Below are 17,439 nucleotides of genomic sequence, written 5' to 3' on the forward strand. Positions count from 1 at the left end.
AGCAGATGGAGAACATCAAGGCCGGGACGCACAATGCGGATTGGGTGGACAAGGCACTGCGCGAGTTGAAATGTGAAGGAGTCGACTGAAAGCCGGATTCGCGCAGCGACGATGGTTGAGGGAGGATAACGCTTTCGTGCGGGGCCCATTCTCCCGATCTTGCCGCCGAATCTACGACCGAGTTCAGAACGGCATGGCAGGCGCGGAGACGGTACGGTAGTTTGCTCTTGCCGGAGGATAGGGAGGGGTAACGAAGCGAGACGTTTCTGGTGCGGTGCCCGAAGGAACTGCGCAATAACTACCCACTAAGCCATTGATCCCGCTGGTGGGCCCGGCAGGACTCGAACCTGCAACCAGACCGTTATGAGCGGCGGACTATCTGTCGGCTTTGTTGATTTTGCTGCATTTTCGCTCGAGTTTGATCTCGTTGGTGGCGTTTCGTTCGCGCTGTTTCTGGTGCGAAACTGGTGCGGTCGAGGCTCGAGTTCAGACGCCTAACTCGAGGTCGCTGGCTCAAGTCCGGCCTCCCGCAACCAACAATCCGAGATAAAGCATCGAAAGTCCTCAAGGCAGCGGATTTTGATTCCGCCATTCGGAGGTTCGATCCCTCCCGCCCCAGCCATTTGAAAACACTCAGCTATCCTGCCTTTTCCCTGCTCTCATTCTGAACGGGATTCAGCTGCTCATTCTGAACGGATGTAGCCGCTTCGTTCGCAAGCAGGTGCGCGTGACGCTTGCGCGTGGCAGACAGCATGCGCGCCTCCGTGCGCTTCGCATAACCCGCGTAGCTCTCTCGCGTGCGATGAGCTGAAAGTGCACGGCCTTGGCCCTCGGTCAGCTCAGCTTCCTCGAGCTCGGTCATGCCGCCATGCCGACAAGCATCAAGGGTGAAGATTGGCGGCAAGCCGATCTCCTTACGCATTCGCTGAACGATCTTTTGCATTCCGGAGAACGAGTACGGCTTAGATATGCCGTTCTCGACCTCTCGCAAAATCATCGGAACACCGCGGCGAGTTAGCTTTGCGAGCACAGCCTCTGCATCTTCGTAAAATTTGACGACTTCGCCAGTCTGCAGTCGCTCCTCGAGCGGGTGGTCGACCACTGCACCGGTCTTGTGGTGTTCGATGCGAATGGTTGGCTTTGGCCCAGTACGATAGCCGCTCCATTTAACGTGGCCTGCAATAACGTTTTCCGGTCGCTGGAGCCACTCAAAGCAGATCACGGCGGCAGCTCCGCATTCCGGCTCTCCGCGCTCGATGCACCCTTGCGCGAATGTGTAGACCTGTTCGCGTGTGACAGCCGGTTTCACCAGCTTAACTCGGGTTTCCATGGTGACCCTCGAGTCCCATGCGGCAGGCAGCGCGGAATAGATCCGGACCGATCTCGCCACGCTCGAACGGCGCCACCGTGATCCCGTCTGGCCGCCGTGACAGTAGTCGCTCGAGGTTTGTCTTGCGGAGGTGCAGAGGCAGACCGCGCAAATCGTCGCCGCCCATCGCAAGAATGTCGAAGGCGTAGAGCTGGACTTCGTGATCATGCTTGCGGGAGTGCAGTGCGTCGAAGTCGCTGATGCCGTCCACCCCAAGGATCACGGCCTCGCCATCGATCACAAAGCGCTTCTGCCGGTTCTTCAGCGCCGCCTCAGCAATCCAGGGATAGCGCGTGGTCCAGTCAGTACCGTTGCGCGAGAGGAGGCGCACGCGTTCGTTCTCCCGGATGACCAGCATCCGGTAGCCGTCGTGCTTCACCTCGTGGATCCAGTCGGGCCCGTTCGGGACCCGGTTGCCGGCAGTCGCCAGGCAGAGCTCGTACGCCATGCGCATAGACGGAAGATAGGAGCCCGTCACGGATTTTACGAATCTGCTCCAGCGCCCCTGGAGCCGCCCCGCGGGCCGGGGGCTGTCTTTGGGGTTGTTGAAATTACGATCAAAGAGACCGCCTGACTGAGGCGATTTTGCTCTTCAGGCGCTTGCGCTCGCGCGCGGCCTTGATCTCGAACAGGAGGATTATTGACCCGATCATCGAGGCGCCGATCGCCGCCATTATCAGAATCATCTCAGTCATGGTTCTGATGCTAACACCGGCCTAGGGCAGTTCATCCATCGTCCGGCGACTCGGGATGCCAGACCTTTGGCGTTGGAATTTGGAGCACTTTTTCCGAAAGGGCGAGCTGTCGATACGACCTCTGTAGTTGTTCTTGGGCGCGTTCCGTCCCAGCTTTGATGCGCTCGATCTTGGCAGTGACGAGCCTGGCAACAAAATCGGTCTGTTTGTCGAGCATGGAGCACCTCCCTGGCCCCAGGATTAACTTAAGTTAGTTTCCGCAGTTCCGGCCCGCACCTAGCCATTTCATTCCAACTTTCGTCTTAGAGCAGAGGCGGTCGGCGGTGCGCATAATAGAAGCGTCTGCCTCGGGGCTGGCCTGAGCAGCGGACCTCTCGGCCCTGTGCTGCGGATTCGGTGCGGACCTCCAGGTGGCACGGGGCCGATTTGTCTGCTCAGTGGATATCGCCTCGGCTCAGCAATCGCACATAGGTCCCGCTCTCGTGCAGCTCGAGCCAGCCTTGCTGGACAGCGTACTTGATGCCAGCGCCGAACTCCGGGCCGGTGGCCTTGAGCGTATAGAGGAACGGCGCGTTGATCTTCTCGATATAGATGCGGCGTCCTGGACGGGCTCGATGCTATTCGCGATCTCGACCAGCTTGCGCGCAGCAGCTTCCGGGTCGCCGAAAGGACGTTCGGCGGTGAGTTTCATGAACTAGCCTTAGCGCGATTCTGGCTTCGAAGATGCCCATCATCTATTCGCTGCCCCCCTGCGCATGGCGCCCCTGCGGGCCTTCATCGGGGAAATCTACGCAGCGCTAACGGGCGTTGGACATCGCGAATTGCGGCGGTCTGTCGCTCGCGAAATCCGGCCTGACCTCAGCTCCGCGGTTGCCACATGCGCGGCAGATGAACCGCGGCTCGAGCTAGATATCCGGAGCTCATCAGGCCACTTGTCGACCTGGTCGGCCGAGAGCTTCACGAGCGGCTTGCGGGTGATCTCCTGCACGGGTTACGATGCAACCTATTTTAGAATTTTCTTTTTGGAGCTACTCATTGGCAACAAGCATTCAAACGATCGTTTCGGCTTATGTACGTCTGAAGAACCGGCAAGCCCTGGAGAATATGCGAGATCTTCGGCGCCAGTTGCTCGAACAGCTACAGTCCACATCTAGCATCAACCCGGCTGAGTCTCGAGATGCGCTACTTGAGGACCTCCGAGTAATCGAGGATGGAATGGAGCAGCTCCAGCTGAGGCAGTAACGGGCCCCCCGCCAGTGCACGCTGGCACCAGGCAGCGCATGCGGTCTGTCTTCGGGAGTTCGGCCCAAAGCCTGCCTAATTTTGTCGCTTTAAGACGAATGATGGGACTCAGGGGCGTTCGGGGGCATCATGGAAATCCGGACAGTGATCAGCCCGGTTGCCTGGGCATTCGTCCTGGGTGGTCTTGGCCTATTCGTTATGCTGTACCTTCCCTGGTAGCGGCAGGCATGTGCGGCTCGGAGCCGCCCGAGCCGACGAGAGTGGCGGCGTGCCGCTCTTGAAATCCGGCCGAACATCGGCGCCGCGCCTTCCGCATGCCCCGCACACAAACCGGGGCTCGAGATCTGAGAGCCGCATATCATCCGGCCAACAGTCAGCATTGAGTGCCAAGCTGTGGCTGCACCGGTAATCTGCGCAATAGACCAGGACGCCGCTCAGGCCCATCGCGCGCATCTGGCCGAACGTGATGTTCATCGGCCGGCCATCCGGGTGGGTAGGGGTGTGGCGGCGGACGGGGCGGGGCATGACCAAGCACGTAAGCGGTGTCGCACGTTCCAATTGATTCCGCGGAGGGCGGTCGGAGGCAAGCCGCCAGGACTTGGGCCTCGAGCGAGAGCGGTAGGCCTCACTCGGTCAAGGGCAGGAGGGCGCGGGACGATTGGAGCCTGATTGATGCGGTGCTGCCGCTGGAGCCCAACCGGCCGGTTCGAGTGCCAAGCGTCGGAGGCCGAATAGGCCAATTATCACCGGGACTGTCAGTCATCCAAGCCGTTGACACCAGGTGGACCTTGTTTGCCCAAGGCAAATAGATAGCTGGCAAGCTGCTTGTGGCGCATCTCGGTAAATACCGCCAAAGTTGCTGCAACGACATTGGCGAGAATGACAGTACATCCGAAAACGAGCCAACCACCATCCTTCCATAGAAGAAAAGCTGGATACATGATCGTGTGGTGGATCAGGTACAGAGTGAAGGAATAGCCGGAAAAGAACCGAATAGCTTTCGCTGGTGCGGCTGAGCGGGTGGGACGGATCGCCTGCGTCGCCCCCACGATTCCGAACAAGAACAGTATCAACGGAACATACGTTTTTGGCTGGTATTCGCCGTACGGCCGAACAACCACCAGGTAGACTGTGACTGATGCGATGATGATCGCCAGCGATACACTGAGACGAGGCAGCCATCCGCGTCGCGCGAGTAGGTAGACGTAAGCTCCTCCGAGCCACAAAAGGAACAATGATTGGCCAAGCCCATCCTCCTGGAGGCTGCCAAAGATATAATGCGTAGGAATTTGCCCGAATATGAGAGCGATCGGTACAAGCAACAGCGCTGCTGCAGGTCGCGCGCCCAAGAAGAAAAGCGCAGCGACGAAGAGGTAGATGTGCCACTCGATGACGAGTGTCCACAGAGGGCTTCCCGATCCGAATGTCGGGAACCGCAGGAAGCTTAGATGATCAAGCGGGCCGCGGTAGGTCTCAAGCATAAAGACGTTTCCGACAAACGCTCTGAAATTGTAGTTGGCGGCTAAAGTCGCATCTCCGATTACATGCAGTGTGGCGGCATCGACCACGGCGATCGCGATCAAGCAGGGAAGCAGTCCGGAATAAATGCGGGCGACACGTTCAACGAAAAACTGCCAAAATCCATACTGGGGGTCCCTGATGGATCTCTCGACTAGCGTATAGCTGATCAAGAATCCGGACAGCACGAAGAAGAGCAGCACACCAACGTTTTGCGGAAGGGGGAATTTCCCGCCTCGCAGCTGCGGCATAAAGAACGAGATTCCGTGCCCGATACACACAGCCTGCGCAGCGATTGCGCGGAGCGCGTCCAGCGTGATCGATGTGCTGTTCTTGGCGGGATTAAGATTGAACATGCGGAATGCCGGTGAGGTGCGGACACTATGCGACAACTTCTAATCGAGCAATCTCGTCGCCGACTTTATGCAGCCTTTCGGCCAACGCACAAACCAACCCCTCGCCCAGTTCTCGGCGAGCCTGGCCATGACCATGTCCGCCTCCCGACCCCGGGCAGTCAGAGGCGATAGCGCGTTGCGATCGGCCGCCAACATTACGCAGGCGCATCCAGGCCGTGATCACGGCATTCACGCCAGGGAAGATGGTCGTACTATCAAAGCTAGCGATGGCGCAGCCGATCAAAGTGATACCAGCGGCTGCTAGCAAGGAATGCGCCACGGTCGAAAGGATAGGGTTTTGCTTCGCAACCAGCATTCCGGTCGCAAATCCGAAGGTGCAGGTCGACCTTTAGTGAATTGCGATATACCGAAATTTTCACTTGCTCCGTCGGGCAAACAGTGGTTCATAAGGCGCTGAGCGAGCGCGACTAGAGCGGCAATGTTGATGTACTTCTGAGCCTTCTGGATCACTTCACCGCAATCAAAGGCGCCCCGCGACTCGGAGCACTGGTGCTTGGTTCCTGCCTGCGCCACCTCTCCGCACTTGACCAGGTCAACAAGGTCTCGGTTTCTGGCACCCGGCTCATCGCCGGAGCTTGGGGTCCACCTTATGTACTTTGGCGTGTTCTTCTCGACCTGCGGGACCATGCGGGCGGGGTCGGGAGCGCCCGGAATGCCCCGCGGGCGAGCAGCTCACGCGTAATGTCATCCTCAGTTCTTTCCGGCTCGACGCCATTAATGGGCCGCTGTCGCACGGGAGCGACCTCCTGATGCGCACCGGCAAGCTCAAGCCAGGAAACACTTCGCCTACGCGATGTTTGCAAGCTTCTGCGCGCTCCTTCTTGGCGCGGGAGCAGCCTACGCCGCCGGAGTGGCCACCACGGGCCTGGCCGTCAAGGAAGCGGCCCGACCGGTGACTTGACGATCGCAGGTCCTAAGTGGCCGAGGTCTGGTGGACGCTTCAAGACACCTACCGATCGCCTCGACCGCAAAAGTGCGCACACATACCGCGCCTTAGGAACGATTCTTGCGACGTTCAGTTTCTGCAAACTTCAGCAAGGAGGTACCAACATGAAAATCGCAAAGATAGCCTTAGCAGCCGCGTTGGTGTTCGGATCGATTGCCGCAGCCTCGGCGCAAGGCGGAGCTGGGGGCGGGGCAGGTGGTGCGGGCGGCGCTGGTGCCGGAGCGGGCGCCGGCGCGGGCGCAGGTGGAAGCGGAGACGGCGGAGCAGGCGGAAGCAGCGGAGCCAGTGCGGGAGGGGGTGGCCAGACGGACTCGTCGGCTCTCACTACCGGCCAAGGTGCGTCAAGCAGCCCCAGGTCGGCAAATCCCGGCGCCACGATGAATGACCCAAAAGCAAAAGGGCGGCAATAGTGAAGATGTGCTGACATGCCGCGAGAGCAGTCACGTCAGTAGCTTCACGTACGTCCCGCTCTCGTGGATCATCAGCCAGCCGTGCTCGAGGGCATACATGATGCCGGCGCCAAACTCCTCGCCGGTGGCCTTCAGCGTGTACAGGAACGGCGCGTTGTTCTTCTCGATATGAATGCGGCCGTCTTGGACGGGCTCGATGCTGGCGGCGAGCTCGACCACTTGCGGGCGGCGATCTCCGGGTCGGCGTAGGGCCGCTCCTTCGCGTATTTCATTTGTGCCATGGTCTACTCCGGTCCGCATCGATCGCGCGCACTTGTTCTATCTGGCGGTCGTTTAACCGCTCGCGAAGTTCGGTCCAAGCGGCACGGAAGAGCGCCTTGGCTTCCTCTAGGCTAGCAGCCTGACCGCGATGGGAGCTCGGCTGCGGCCTGTTGGGAAGACTGACCGACCAGGACCATGCGTCGTGTCCTCCAAGTCCAGCCGCCTTGAAAATGCGCCCAATCCGGAGGCCGTCCCAGATCACGGTGTAGTCTCCCAGAGCCATCTCGCCGCCGATGACGGTCGGACGCATGGTGAGTTGGGCGTGGTTTTCGGGCATGGCTGGCATCTATGTGCGGACAGCCGAAATGGGAGGCGAGAGGCCGGAAGTCGTGGTAATTGACGGTGAAAGCGAGTAGTTTGAACCCTGCGGCGCCGGTGCAACACTCATTAAGGAACATGAGAAATGGCCGAAACGGGCCGTTCCTTAACTTAGGTGTAACTTGCAATTGGGAACAATATCCCCATTATGCATATTGTTCGGGTGATCCGGACCATTCGTGTATTAGGATTTTCATCATGGGCGCCATCCTCGAATATCTCGGATTCCGGCCCTCCGAAAAGCCGGCTGAGCCTGCCCAGAATCAGCATCATGACATCACCGACGACCAGATCAAATACGCGCATGAACTCGCGGAAGATCGTCGGCGCGCGTGGGCTGCTGCCGCTCGCAAAAGCTAAGCCAAGGCTCAGACCGGCGTGAAGTGGCATTCCCTATCACGCCTGCCCGTCAAATATGACGTAATCTGGTGTCGGTTTCCTCACCGGCCGGCGCTGCATGTTCCGGCCGATCCTCCCCATCCCGTCGTTGTCAGAGACATCGAGCGCAACGACGCCTTGGGCGAGGCAATCGTCTCCGTCACCTATGGAACGAGCAACTTCAAGCCCGAACGTGCGGAGATTGATCTTCTCCTAAGCTACGGATTGGAGCTTCACGCAGCCGGCCTTAAATTGCCCACCAGATTCGATCTGGACGACAAGTACAATCTCATTCCCTGCTTGTGGACTGAAGAGTTCTTTCCGAACTGGCGCCCATGCGGACATCTGGACGATAATTGCATTCGGCGCTTAGAGAACCGCCTTCGCTGGCGTGAGGAAGAGGCAGCCAAACGCGCAGCTAAGAACGCGGCAGAGTAACGCGATCCCGAAGTGTGCGAGAGCTTCGTTTCTGTAGAAGCCCATCTTAGCCGTCCTGATTTGTAGTGTGCTTGGCTTTGGCTGCGAGAGCTTGCCGCATGACATTCCGCAGCGCATCCGCGAGCGTCGAGTTTGGCCGGTATCCGCGCAGTTGACTTACGCACATGCCTGCGCACAATTCAAACAACGGCCTGGGTCTCGGCGCCGATCTCCACGACCAGCTTTCCGCCCAAATAGTTACAGCTCCATCGAACCGCCTTCCCAGAACGTAGTGGAGAAGCAGGGCAGTCGGCCTTAGAACTTCTCGGACCTGACCATGAGTGATGCCGAAGCTCCAACCAAGCTATGTAGATACTGTCAGAAGCCGATGCCCCTTCAGGCGATTATATGCACTGAATGCAGCTCATGGCAAAACTGGCGAGGCCTGCTGAACTTCAGTGTGCCCGTGCTCTCGCTGTTGCTAGCTCTCGCAACGGTCATATTCTCCTCCGGTCGCGAGTTCTACCAAGCCATTACGTACAAGCCAAAGCTCGATGTGCTCTTGACCAAGTTGGATATTAACAATGAGAGGGAGCCATGGAAACCTGGCCATCTACGCGTGTCGATTGTCAATAATGAGAGCGAAGATATCATCCTGGACGTAACGATAGAATGCACAGCCAAAAACCTAGATAAGCCGACTGTACCGCCCTTTTTGTTCAGAGCTGTACGACTTTATTCCAAGCCAGATGTTCCTATCAATGATCAGAGACCTTTGGAGACTGGAAATTACTTTGTTGTAAAAGCTAAGACGCAAGAGGCGGCAGAATTTGGCGATGTGTATTGGGAAGGTGATGTGAAGGCCGTCGCTCCTGTTAATTTTTCGCGTGTGCATCTGTCCTGCCGTTTGCCCTATTTCTATAGGGGCGAGCGTCGCGTCGCATCAGCGGAAGAAACCCCCTTTGTATACTTGCCTCCAAGGCCCCAGTAGTGAGAGCTGCGCAGTCAATGCCGCTGCGCCGACATGCAAACGTAAGTGTGTACAATGAAGCTCATTATCGAAAACGGGGAGCAAGTCTGGCGTCGTCAGTAGTTAACGCGACAGCCAAGAGGGCGTGTCCGCAATTGCCGGCGGCAGATCATGCCCGCGCTCGTAGACGAGGTCCCAAAGCTCCCGTGCGACTAACGCAATCTAATCGCTCTAGTGCTTGACAGAAGACCCACCGGTCTCAGCGGCTGCCGCGATCAATCGGTGCCCGAGGTGCGCAGCTGCCGCTGGATCCAAAAGCATCGTCTGCTGCGATTCCATCCCGTGGTCTATGATTACCGCCACCTTCCCGTCCCCTGTCCGCGTAGTCGTACAGGTGTCGGGAGTGATTGAATCGAGGCGCCTAATTCGCTCAGTGGGCCCAATCTCTTTGGCCGCCGCATTGAGCAGAACTACGATCTTCCAGTCGAACCACTTGAGCTTGCTTATTGGCAGGTAGACGTGCTCCGTATTGCCCTGCACTACGATGCAGGGCTCAGCCGGACTATCTCCGCCCGCCGGCATCTCGAGCTGGACATCGCGGATAAAGCAGTGACCGATCTCTTTCCCGATCATCTTGGGTCTCTCCCGTTCTGAACCGACCTGTAACATATTGTTCTGTTTGGGGTCGAAAACCGCCGTAAAGTCAGAACAATGATTGATTTTGCTGCGACTCCTGCCGGATTTTGATTCCGCCATTCGGAGGTTCGATCCCTCCCGCCCCAGCCAGAGCCAACGCGCTGATTTTGTTGTGAAAACGGCATTGCTAAAAGAGGAATGTTTCACGCATTTGGAAATTCCGTTTGCATTGCATTTGGAAATTCTGTGCTGGTTTCGTTTTTTTGGTCGAAGACACATGAAAGTCGTCGCGCGTTGAACGCTGCTCAACTTATCAAAATACGAACTGAGCGGATGAACGCTGTCTGCGCGTTGCAAGCTTCCGACCGCTGCCGTTGACGTCGCGTACGGGGATCGACAGTTGCAGAACCCCGCCGCCTTTTGCAGCGTTCAGCCAAGCGCGAAGTCTATCCTTGAGATCGGACGCTAGTCCTCGAAGTTGGGGAGGTCTGCATTTCGCCCCGAGGTGATGCTGCTCCATCAGCATTCTGCTGATCGAGCTCCTTCTGCGCCAAGAGATGTGCATGCCGCTTACGAGTCGCAGCCAACGCTCGCATCATCGTTTCCTTGGCATAGCCGCGATAGGCCTGTGCGGTCTTGTGGCCCGAGAGTGCACGACCCTGGCCGTCCGTCAGTTCGGCTTCCTCGAGTTCGGTCATGCCGCCATGCCGACAGGCATCGAGCGTGAACAGCTTTGACACGCCATCGATCTTCTTGCGCATCTGTTGCACCACTTTTTCCATGCCAGGGTAGGACCACACTTTGGCGTCGCCCTTGCGTTCACCTTTTTGGATCCGACGCATGATCATCGGGACGCCAAGCTTTGGCAGATGACTCAAAACGTCCTCCGCTTCGGCGTAAAACTTGACGGTCTCTCCATCGAGAGTCTCTTCGAGCGGATGCCAGACCAGCGCCTTATTCTTGTGGTGCTCGATGCGTACAGCGTTTGGCCAATTCTTGCTGCGGTAGTCTGGCCAAGTCAAAAACCCGGCCACTACGTTCTCCGGCCGTTGCAGCCATTCAAAGCAGATCACCGCGACGGCTGCGGGTTCAGGCCGCCCTTCTTTGATGCAGCCCCATGCAAATTTATAGACCTCTTCTCGAGTGACCGCGTGCTTCTTGGTCTTGATGCGGCTCTTGAGGGTGAAATCGTCCCAAGGGTTCGGATGCTTCTTGTCGAACAACTCAGGGTGTAGACGACGCATGATCCGCCACGCCTTTCGGCAGAGGCCGACGACCTTTTCTCCCTGCCGCAGCCTGATGCCGTTCGGCCCGTTTGACCTGCCCCTGCGTATTTCCTCCAGATGGAGTTAGAGTCCGGCCCGAAGAAGGACGGACAGATGAAGCGAGCAAGGTTCACGGAAGAGCAGATTATCGCAGTGTTGAAGGAGCATGAGGCTGGGGCAAAGACGGCCGACCTGGCTCGCAAGCACGGGGTCTCGGAAGCAACGATCTACAATTGGAAGGCCAAATTCGGCGGCATGGACGTTTCAGAGGCGAAGCGGCTGAGGGCGCTGGAGGACGAGAACGCGAAGCTGAAGAAGCTTCTAGCCGAGCAGATGCTCGACGCCGCCGCCCTTCGCGAGCTTCTTTCAAAAAAATGGTAGGGCCCGCCGCCAAGCGCGCTGCGGTCGCGCATCTGCAGGCCGTCATGAGCCTGTCGGAGCGGCGGGCCTGTTCGATTGTCGGAGCGGATCGGAAGATGATCCGCTATCGCTCCAGCCGTCCTCCGGACGCGACTCTCCGTGGCCGGCTGCGTGACCTTGCCAACGAGCGGCGGCGTTTCGGCTACCGCCGGCTGTTCGTGCTGCTGCGGCGGGAGGGTGAGCCATCGGGGATCAACCGGATCTACCGGCTTTATCGGGAAGAAGGGCTCACCGTCCGCAAGCGGCGGGCTCGCCGCAAGGCCGTGGGGACCCGTGCCCCGATCCTAGTCGAGGCGATGCCCAACGCGCGCTGGTCGCTGGATTTCGTCCACGACCAATTCGCCAACGGTCGGCGCTTCCGCATCCTCAACATCGTCGACGACGTCACCAAGGAATGTCTGGGCGCCATTCCGGATACGTCGATCTCAGGACGACGCGTCGCTCGCGAACTGACGGCCGTCGTCCAACGACGCGGCAAGCCAGGAATGATCGTGTCCGACCACGGCACCGAGTTCACCTGCAATGCCATGCTCGCCTGGTGCAGGGACGCAGCTATCGACTGGCACTTCATTGCACCGGGAAAGCCGATGCAGAACGGCTTCGTCGAGAGTTTCAACGGCCGGGTGCGTGACGAGCTGCTCAGCGAGACTCTCTTCTTCGATCTCGACCATGCCCGCGCCAAGATCGCCAATTGGGTTGCCGACTACAATCTTCAGCGGCCTCACTCGTCGCTGAAATACATGACCCCCGCGGCTTATGCCGCCCACCTCACCGCAACGGACGATCGGCTACGCAACCCCGACCAGCTCCGCCGAACCGCGCCACTTGGCGTACAAAGCTCCGAGACTCTAACCGCTGCCGGATGAAAATTCAGTGGCAGGTCACGTTGATGATTTTGTCGTAGATCTTATCGGCAGCTCGTGGCGTAACCTCCATGATCTGCCGTTCACCAATCCGCCGTCCGTTCTTGTCGACCGCGTCGCAGATCATTTGCATGATCCGTTCGTAATCGGGGCGGGACCGAGGTGAGACCTTCTCGGTATAGGCCTTCTCCGTCCTGTATTGCCGGAATAGCCAATCGATCGTGCCATAGCGCGCGATCTTTCCCTGTTCGCCGGGCTCCCCTCTGCGGTGATTGTTCCATTCATCGAAGAGGGCATTGAGCGTGGCAGCGCGTCCGCCTTTTCCCTCTTGACCGCATGCGGCTTCGTAGCTCGTCCCAAGTGGCTCATTCGCCATCTCGCAGCCGAGTCCTCGGTAATAGGTGGGGATCCGGAAATAGAACGCGACCGAACCGCGGGCAAGCCGACGCACCTCCACAAAGCGTGGAAGCGGCCGCTCCAAGGTCATAAATCCTCGGCGAGGTCGCCCGGCACCATGTCCGGCGCGATAGCCCGGTCCAGATCGTCCTTCAACCACAGCTGACGCCTTCCTTCTTTCACACGTGGTCGAGGATACTCCTTACCGACTCGTTTGAGAAAGGCTTCCACGGTCGATTCTCCGCAATACGCTGCTGCGGTTCCAGCAGACATACGGCGCGGCCAAGAACCCGCTGGAATGATGGCAGGACGTGTCATTGCATATGCGTGAGCTGCTGAAATTCGCTCTTGGCTCGTCTTGGCCATCATGATGATCACGAGCAGGATTGAAACTGCGAGGACGACCGGATCGCACAGGAGCGTAGAGCCGCGCCTGAAAAGGACACTTCGGGCTTAAATGCCTCGAGCGCGAGAGCGCGCCGCGGAAGGCCTTTGCGAAGGACGTGACGGTGACCACCAGAGGACGATGCGGATCAATTGGAGACGGCGGTTACCGCAGGGGTGTGAAGATTCGGCAACGAGGCCAGTGGACCGGAACCTGACGCGGCGGAGACAAGACACCAGGAGGAGAGACACACACCACCTTCGCCTTCATAGTTCCTCTGGTTCATCGGCCATTCGCGCTGGTATTGCCAAGTCCTAGCAGGGGTGTAGAGTTCTACTGATTTTTAACACGCTTAAATTTGACGCTGCCGCCATTGCGTTATGGTAAATTTTCTTGTGGGGTTTCATGTTCGATTCCGTGACCACCGCACTTTTGCGCGCGGTCCTAGATGAGGTCTGCGAAAACGTTTCGCGGAGCGAGACGGGCGCCCGTGCCCACGTGGCCTCAAAAATCCTGGAAGCCGCGACCAAAGTGGACATCTCTCCGGATCACCTCAAGCAGATCGGGCGCCACGCTCTTTCGCAGGTGCCGACGATGTGGCGATGACCGGAGGCGGGGGTGAATTTCCAGGTCACGGTGCTTAAGATCCTGGTGAGCTATCCGGATGGATTTGCTGCGATGGCCGATCTCAAGCGCGACATGGCGATCCTGGCGACCAGCGGCCGGGACTGGGCAGATCGCACAAAGCGTCTGGCTGCGCGTGTACCTGACCTAGACATCTTTTCGCAGGGTCTCGTCGAGCGCGAAAACGGCGGCTGGAAGATCACCGTCAAGGGACGGACAGTGCTGGAGTTCATGGAGGCGCGCCCCGCTGCCGAGCCACCAAAAGAGACAGTGCCAGCCGACAACAGGGATGCGCCTATATCACCGTTTCCGCAGCCGGCGGAGCGCGCTAGGCGACGACGCGAACATCGCGTGCGGCGTCGCGAAGCTCGAGAACGGGCGCGGGCGAACGGTTCGTAGTCCTGCTCATGCAGAAGAGCCGGGCTGACCTCCGCACGGTCTCCATCGCAGGACCTCAAGCGGATCGACTTTACCCTCTCAAGGCTGAAACAGGGGTTCGATTCCCCTAGGGAGCGCCACAGATTTCAACGACTTACAGCTTAGTGCCTTTTGACGTACGGCAGCATCGGATTCACTGACCCAGCTGACCACGCTGGCTTGGTAGACAGCGTCCGCATATGTGGGCCTCAAAGGCGCCGGACGCCACTTGGCTGCCATGCTGTGATCGGCCGTATGAACGTAACGTCCGGCCAGAAGTTCGATCATCCGACTTCCATCAAAATAGACGTAGTCCTTTGCGAGAATTCGCCGAAGCAAAGTCCAGTCTATGGGGCGCACTCTTCCGGTCGCCACCTCGTCCTTCCAAGGCGCCAGCGATCGCCGCTCGATGGCCTGTCTCACATGTCGCACGAGATAATCGTCCGCGATTTCACGCAGCTCGACTTGGTACTTCACCTCAACAATGACGGATTCGCCAAGCTCCAGGCTTAGTTGATGGATAGGTTGCGCGAGCCGCGTGCCCCGCGACTTCTCGTTCGCGGCGTAGGTTGAAGGCGGGGCGCTTGCACTCTGCCGCCCAGCGGCTTCCTGTCCGGGAGACGTGCATGTCCGGGGTTCGTCCGCGCCCGGGTGTTTCCGGAACGAACTCGACCCGTCTCCAGCCTCTGCGTCGGTAGGCAAGGGCGACGAGCATCTCGAAAATGCTGCTGTCCGGTTGGCGTCTCTCCTGCAGCATCATGCGAGCCGCTCGCTCTTCGACCCCCTTCACGCTGAGAAGAAGTTTCAATTCTTTGCCGATACGCGTGAGGAAGGGGACAACTCGCATTGTGCCCTCAGGCGTCCACAGGGCCCGATCGGTTGCAAAGGTCTCTGCCTGCAGTATGTACCAAGCGGCCGTATCCGCCGAGTCATACGACGGTCCCATTGTGCCGGCGCGCATGCGGTCTTGGGCAGCAAGAAGATTGGTCTTCGCGACGTCCAGCCTCTGCTCCATCTCCTGGCGAGGAACGAACGACTTCAGCCAGGCAACTGCCAGCATCAACTCGTCGTCGCGCCAATCCTGGTTAGTGCGCGGCGCGGTCCAATCTGGATTGTTCGCTTTCATGCTGGGGAATTCGACATTGCCACTTGGCTATGGCCGGCCATTTGTCCGGCAACTGTGACCGGGCAAATCGGGTGGCTTTTCACGGTCGGAACGCGGGGACTTCTGGAGCGATACTTATTGCACGTTTAGTTTACAATGGTCCGGTCATTGGAGGCGAGCAATGGATTTCGGTGGGGGCGCCAAGAGAGATATTGCCGTCCATGAGGCCGGCCATGCCGTTGCCCGCGTTCTGTCGATAGGTCGCGTAGGCATCACCAATGAAAACGCGATCCGGTGGATCGAAATGGAGGAGGGCACTCCACACTGCTCCGTGTTCGAGCTGCCCCTTAATATGCCCGGGCTTAAGGAGTTCGGGGAGCGCGAAGGCATCAGGGAAGGCACCCGGTGGACGGTGGAGCAATGGCGCAAGCTATTTTCGTATATGGGCATCGATCCACTGGAATGGGCGAGCGTGCGAGTTTTTGAGCTTACTGCCGGGGCGGCGGCACAAGCAAAATTTATAGACGCTTCCTTTCATTTGGTTTGGCATGATTACGGGTGCAGCGATGACCGTCAGAACGTCATCGAGACTTGTCAAAGGACCGGCTTGAACGGATCAGAGGCAACAAGACTCTTCGCAGAGCAAGCTGAACAAGCATGCATCGCAATGGATAACACCGACGTGTGGCGCGCGGTGCTAGCTTTAGCCGAACGATTGCCAACCACCGGCCGAATGCCGGGCAGCACGGTTATTTCGATCGTTCAAAATGCATTGCGGGCCTTGTGAGGAGGGCGCATCCCAAGGCAATCCTACTGGCAACTAATGCCTTCTTTGGCCCTTCGCAAATTGCCGCACTTGCTCGAATCGGACGAACGAAAGATCGCGGGACAATTCACGCTAGTTGTTGAAAATTTCGGCGAACGGCTCTAGATTCGACTCATGCCGCCTTCGTCGGCTAGGCCGCTGCCTTGGCAAAGGACTTTTAGTCCAACGACTACTCCATCATCAGCTCTCGCGACCGATTCCCCTCTTTCGGCCGATGAGACGAGCAGCGCGTCTTGACCCGGCCGAGATGAAGGACGCTCGCATGTTTTCGACGCTCGAAGGCGCGAAGAAATTCGCCAAGAATCTCAAATCGTTGTTCGACGACAGCGGGATCATTTTTCCGCTTAATCGCTGCCAGAAGGCCGCCGCGATCGCAGGCGACTTTCGAGATTGGCACGACCTCAGTAGAGCGTTGGCAGGGTCGGATCGACCCGTCGATCCTGGCGCGTTTCGCCGCAGGCTGATCACGTTTCTGCCTCAGCCATGCTGGATACCCGTATTGTTCTGGTTGGATGAGGGGAAACTCGAGACAACGGACAGCGGCGGACTTTCGCACAACTACTACCGTGCCGTCGTGCCCTACGTGTTTTCGTCGTCTGTCATTCACCGAAGCAAGTCCGCTCTGCTTCGACCCGGCTCCGGTCCGGGACAGCGGTTGCGGGAATCGATGGTCGTCTCTCTGTTGCTCGGAGGAAAAGGCAGCAAGAAATTGATCCCGCAGCTCGAGCCGGACACCTTAGCGTTCGTCGTTTCCGGCGACGCGGCAAGTCTTTTCGGTGTCGATGCGGAGCATCCTCGGTTCGAGAAGGATTTCGCCTCTCTCGTGGCGGCCGGCATATTCGAATACGAAGATGGCATCCTGCGGGTCCTGCCGGCGGACAAGGACGAGGTCGCTGCGCACGCGGCGAGCGGGTTCACCGACCGCGCACAGTATTTCGCTGGCGTCGGAGGCGACGAGGCAGTGGAAGCGCTCGCCGTGGCGCTCTCCGCAACTGGAATTGAGCAACCTACGCGTGTAGCGGAAGCCGTCGTCGATAAGGGTTCGGAGACACAAATCACATCGCCTGGGCCAATCCTCGAACTGTTGTCCAAGCTTGCAGAGGAGGGAGAACTGATTGCCGTTTCCCGCGTTTGGCGTGTGTTTAAAATGATCCATCCCGAGAGCGCCGACTTACTGCGCGACTCGGTGCCGGCTAAGATTTTGTCACCCTATCTCGCCCGAAACCGCGGGATCGATGCCGGGAGGATGGTCGGGTGGACGTCGACAAGATCGGAATGGGCAGAAGCGGCGAAGGCCGCCCTGCACGATCCGGCGCACTTTAAGAAGACGGTCGACGAGCTGGCTGGCGCGATAGCGGCGACGCGTTAGAGGGCGGGAATTGCATCCCCCTTAAGATTCGCGATTTCGGCAGCGATCGGGTATCGCTGCCTTCAGTCCGGCGATAGGGCGCGAAATGCTGATCCATACTGTAGTCGTCGATGGGCCTTTAGCGCTGCGAATG

At 58.6% G+C, this 17,439-nt stretch carries 18 protein-coding genes, 1 tRNA gene and 1 pseudogene; 10 read left to right on the forward strand and 10 right to left on the reverse strand.

What is annotated here, in order from left to right; all coding sequences use genetic code 11:
- Positions 1 to 637: 637 nt before the first annotated feature.
- From EAV90_RS34900 to EAV90_RS34940, 5 genes are all read right to left on the reverse strand, one after another.
- A complete protein-coding gene (locus tag EAV90_RS34900; protein ID WP_129146011.1) occupies positions 638 to 1,330 on the reverse strand; it encodes a hypothetical protein in 693 nt (230 codons plus the stop codon).
- A complete protein-coding gene (locus tag EAV90_RS34905) occupies positions 1,314 to 1,823 on the reverse strand; it encodes an ATP-dependent DNA ligase (protein ID WP_164937237.1) in 510 nt (169 codons plus the stop codon). Before EAV90_RS34905 ends, EAV90_RS34900 begins: the two co-directional genes overlap by 17 nt.
- Positions 1,824 to 2,095: 272 nt before the next feature.
- Positions 2,096 to 2,281, reverse strand: a complete 186-nt coding sequence (locus tag EAV90_RS34910) for a hypothetical protein (RefSeq protein ID WP_129146013.1) — start codon at positions 2,279 to 2,281, stop codon at positions 2,096 to 2,098.
- A 1,780-nt stretch (positions 2,282 to 4,061) separates the two neighbouring features.
- Entirely contained in the window at positions 4,062 to 5,180 is a 1,119-nt protein-coding gene (locus EAV90_RS34930; RefSeq protein ID WP_129146015.1) for an acyltransferase family protein, read from the reverse strand.
- Positions 5,181 to 6,626: 1,446 nt separating this feature from the next.
- Positions 6,627 to 6,815: a hypothetical protein gene (locus tag EAV90_RS34940; protein WP_347338829.1), complete on the reverse strand. Its 189-nt coding sequence runs from the start codon at positions 6,813 to 6,815 to the stop codon at positions 6,627 to 6,629.
- 618 nt (positions 6,816 to 7,433) lie between these two features.
- On the opposite strand from EAV90_RS34940, the gene EAV90_RS39875 reads away from it, so the two are divergent.
- The 3 genes from EAV90_RS39875 to EAV90_RS34955 all read left to right on the forward strand — a co-directional run bounded on the left by EAV90_RS39875 (position 7,434) and on the right by EAV90_RS34955 (position 9,021).
- Positions 7,434 to 7,595 (forward strand): hypothetical protein, encoded by a 162-nt coding sequence (locus EAV90_RS39875; RefSeq protein WP_164937234.1) that lies wholly within the window; start codon positions 7,434 to 7,436, stop codon positions 7,593 to 7,595.
- Positions 7,596 to 7,613: 18 nt separating this feature from the next.
- Entirely contained in the window at positions 7,614 to 8,051 is a 438-nt protein-coding gene (locus tag EAV90_RS34950; RefSeq protein WP_129146017.1) for a hypothetical protein, read from the forward strand.
- 316 nt (positions 8,052 to 8,367) lie between these two features.
- A complete protein-coding gene (locus EAV90_RS34955; protein WP_129146018.1) occupies positions 8,368 to 9,021 on the forward strand; it encodes a hypothetical protein in 654 nt (217 codons plus the stop codon).
- A 210-nt stretch (positions 9,022 to 9,231) separates the two neighbouring features.
- Here the strand turns inward: EAV90_RS34955 and EAV90_RS34960 are convergent, their stop codons facing one another.
- Both EAV90_RS34960 and EAV90_RS34965 read right to left on the reverse strand, forming a co-directional pair.
- Entirely contained in the window at positions 9,232 to 9,756 is a 525-nt protein-coding gene (locus EAV90_RS34960; protein ID WP_129146019.1) for a hypothetical protein, read from the reverse strand.
- A 326-nt stretch (positions 9,757 to 10,082) separates the two neighbouring features.
- Positions 10,083 to 10,880, reverse strand: coding sequence for a hypothetical protein (locus EAV90_RS34965; RefSeq protein WP_129146020.1), 798 nt, complete (start codon positions 10,878 to 10,880; stop codon positions 10,083 to 10,085).
- A 135-nt stretch (positions 10,881 to 11,015) separates the two neighbouring features.
- Here EAV90_RS34965 and EAV90_RS40980 point away from each other — a divergent pair.
- Both EAV90_RS40980 and EAV90_RS34970 read left to right on the forward strand, forming a co-directional pair.
- Positions 11,016 to 11,168 (forward strand): annotated as a pseudogene (locus EAV90_RS40980) (transposase); the annotation flags it as partial.
- Positions 11,135 to 12,187 (forward strand): IS3 family transposase, encoded by a 1,053-nt coding sequence (locus tag EAV90_RS34970; protein ID WP_245509694.1) that lies wholly within the window; start codon positions 11,135 to 11,137, stop codon positions 12,185 to 12,187. The pseudogene EAV90_RS40980 and the gene EAV90_RS34970, both read left to right, overlap by 34 nt.
- Before the next feature lie 4 nt (positions 12,188 to 12,191).
- Here the strand turns inward: EAV90_RS34970 and EAV90_RS34975 are convergent, their stop codons facing one another.
- Both EAV90_RS34975 and EAV90_RS34980 read right to left on the reverse strand, forming a co-directional pair.
- A complete protein-coding gene (locus EAV90_RS34975; RefSeq protein WP_129146022.1) occupies positions 12,192 to 12,665 on the reverse strand; it encodes a hypothetical protein in 474 nt (157 codons plus the stop codon).
- A gap of 2 nt (positions 12,666 to 12,667) precedes the next feature.
- Positions 12,668 to 12,949 (reverse strand): hypothetical protein, encoded by a 282-nt coding sequence (locus EAV90_RS34980; protein WP_129146023.1) that lies wholly within the window; start codon positions 12,947 to 12,949, stop codon positions 12,668 to 12,670.
- Positions 12,950 to 13,370: 421 nt separating this feature from the next.
- Here EAV90_RS34980 and EAV90_RS34985 point away from each other — a divergent pair, with 421 nt between their 5' ends.
- From EAV90_RS34985 to EAV90_RS39880, 3 genes are all read left to right on the forward strand, one after another.
- Positions 13,371 to 13,571 carry a hypothetical protein gene (locus EAV90_RS34985; RefSeq protein ID WP_129146024.1) on the forward strand — a complete coding sequence of 67 codons (201 nt, stop codon included), beginning with the start codon at positions 13,371 to 13,373 and terminating at the stop codon, positions 13,569 to 13,571.
- A 12-nt stretch (positions 13,572 to 13,583) separates the two neighbouring features.
- A complete protein-coding gene (locus EAV90_RS34990; RefSeq protein ID WP_129146025.1) occupies positions 13,584 to 13,988 on the forward strand; it encodes a hypothetical protein in 405 nt (134 codons plus the stop codon).
- A tRNA-Glu gene (locus EAV90_RS39880) sits at positions 13,987 to 14,107 on the forward strand. Before EAV90_RS34990 ends, EAV90_RS39880 begins: the two co-directional genes overlap by 2 nt.
- A gap of 377 nt (positions 14,108 to 14,484) precedes the next feature.
- Here EAV90_RS39880 and EAV90_RS34995 read toward each other — a convergent pair.
- Complete coding sequence (locus EAV90_RS34995; RefSeq protein WP_129146026.1) at positions 14,485 to 15,132, reverse strand: hypothetical protein; 648 nt, start codon at positions 15,130 to 15,132, stop codon at positions 14,485 to 14,487.
- Positions 15,133 to 15,292: 160 nt separating this feature from the next.
- On the opposite strand from EAV90_RS34995, the gene EAV90_RS35000 reads away from it, so the two are divergent.
- Together EAV90_RS35000 and EAV90_RS35005 are read left to right on the forward strand one after the other, a co-directional pair.
- On the forward strand, positions 15,293 to 15,898 hold the full coding sequence (locus EAV90_RS35000) for a hypothetical protein (protein ID WP_129146027.1): 606 nt from the start codon (positions 15,293 to 15,295) through the stop codon (positions 15,896 to 15,898).
- 301 nt (positions 15,899 to 16,199) lie between these two features.
- Positions 16,200 to 17,306: a hypothetical protein gene (locus EAV90_RS35005; protein ID WP_129146028.1), complete on the forward strand. Its 1,107-nt coding sequence runs from the start codon at positions 16,200 to 16,202 to the stop codon at positions 17,304 to 17,306.
- Positions 17,307 to 17,439 lie beyond the last annotated feature (133 nt).

It is taken from the genome of Bradyrhizobium vignae (genome assembly GCF_004114425.1).
Lineage (GTDB): Bacteria > Pseudomonadota > Alphaproteobacteria > Rhizobiales > Xanthobacteraceae > Bradyrhizobium > Bradyrhizobium vignae.

Bases quoted from the DNA above. Each gene is read 5' to 3' on its own strand.
- EAV90_RS34910 (WP_129146013.1), bottom strand. From the start codon at position 2,281: ATGCTCGACAAACAGACCGATTTTGTTGCCAGGCTCGTCACTGCCAAG.
- EAV90_RS34905 (WP_164937237.1), bottom strand. From the start codon at position 1,823: ATGCGCATGGCGTACGAGCTCTGCCTGGCGACTGCCGGCAACCGGGTC.
- EAV90_RS34985 (WP_129146024.1), top strand. From the start codon at position 13,371: ATGTTCGATTCCGTGACCACCGCACTTTTGCGCGCGGTCCTAGATGAG.
- EAV90_RS34980 (WP_129146023.1), bottom strand. From the start codon at position 12,949: ATGATGGCCAAGACGAGCCAAGAGCGAATTTCAGCAGCTCACGCATAT.
- EAV90_RS34930 (WP_129146015.1), bottom strand. From the start codon at position 5,180: ATGTTCAATCTTAATCCCGCCAAGAACAGCACATCGATCACGCTGGAC.
- EAV90_RS35000 (WP_129146027.1), top strand. From the start codon at position 15,293: ATGGATTTCGGTGGGGGCGCCAAGAGAGATATTGCCGTCCATGAGGCC.
- EAV90_RS34965 (WP_129146020.1), bottom strand. From the start codon at position 10,880: ATGCGTCGTCTACACCCTGAGTTGTTCGACAAGAAGCATCCGAACCCT.
- EAV90_RS34995 (WP_129146026.1), bottom strand. From the start codon at position 15,132: ATGAAAGCGAACAATCCAGATTGGACCGCGCCGCGCACTAACCAGGAT.
- EAV90_RS39875 (WP_164937234.1), top strand. From the start codon at position 7,434: ATGGGCGCCATCCTCGAATATCTCGGATTCCGGCCCTCCGAAAAGCCG.
- EAV90_RS34955 (WP_129146018.1), top strand. From the start codon at position 8,368: ATGAGTGATGCCGAAGCTCCAACCAAGCTATGTAGATACTGTCAGAAG.
- EAV90_RS34900 (WP_129146011.1), bottom strand. From the start codon at position 1,330: ATGGAAACCCGAGTTAAGCTGGTGAAACCGGCTGTCACACGCGAACAG.
- EAV90_RS35005 (WP_129146028.1), top strand. From the start codon at position 16,200: ATGTTTTCGACGCTCGAAGGCGCGAAGAAATTCGCCAAGAATCTCAAA.
- EAV90_RS34960 (WP_129146019.1), bottom strand. From the start codon at position 9,756: ATGGCGGAATCAAAATCCGGCAGGAGTCGCAGCAAAATCAATCATTGT.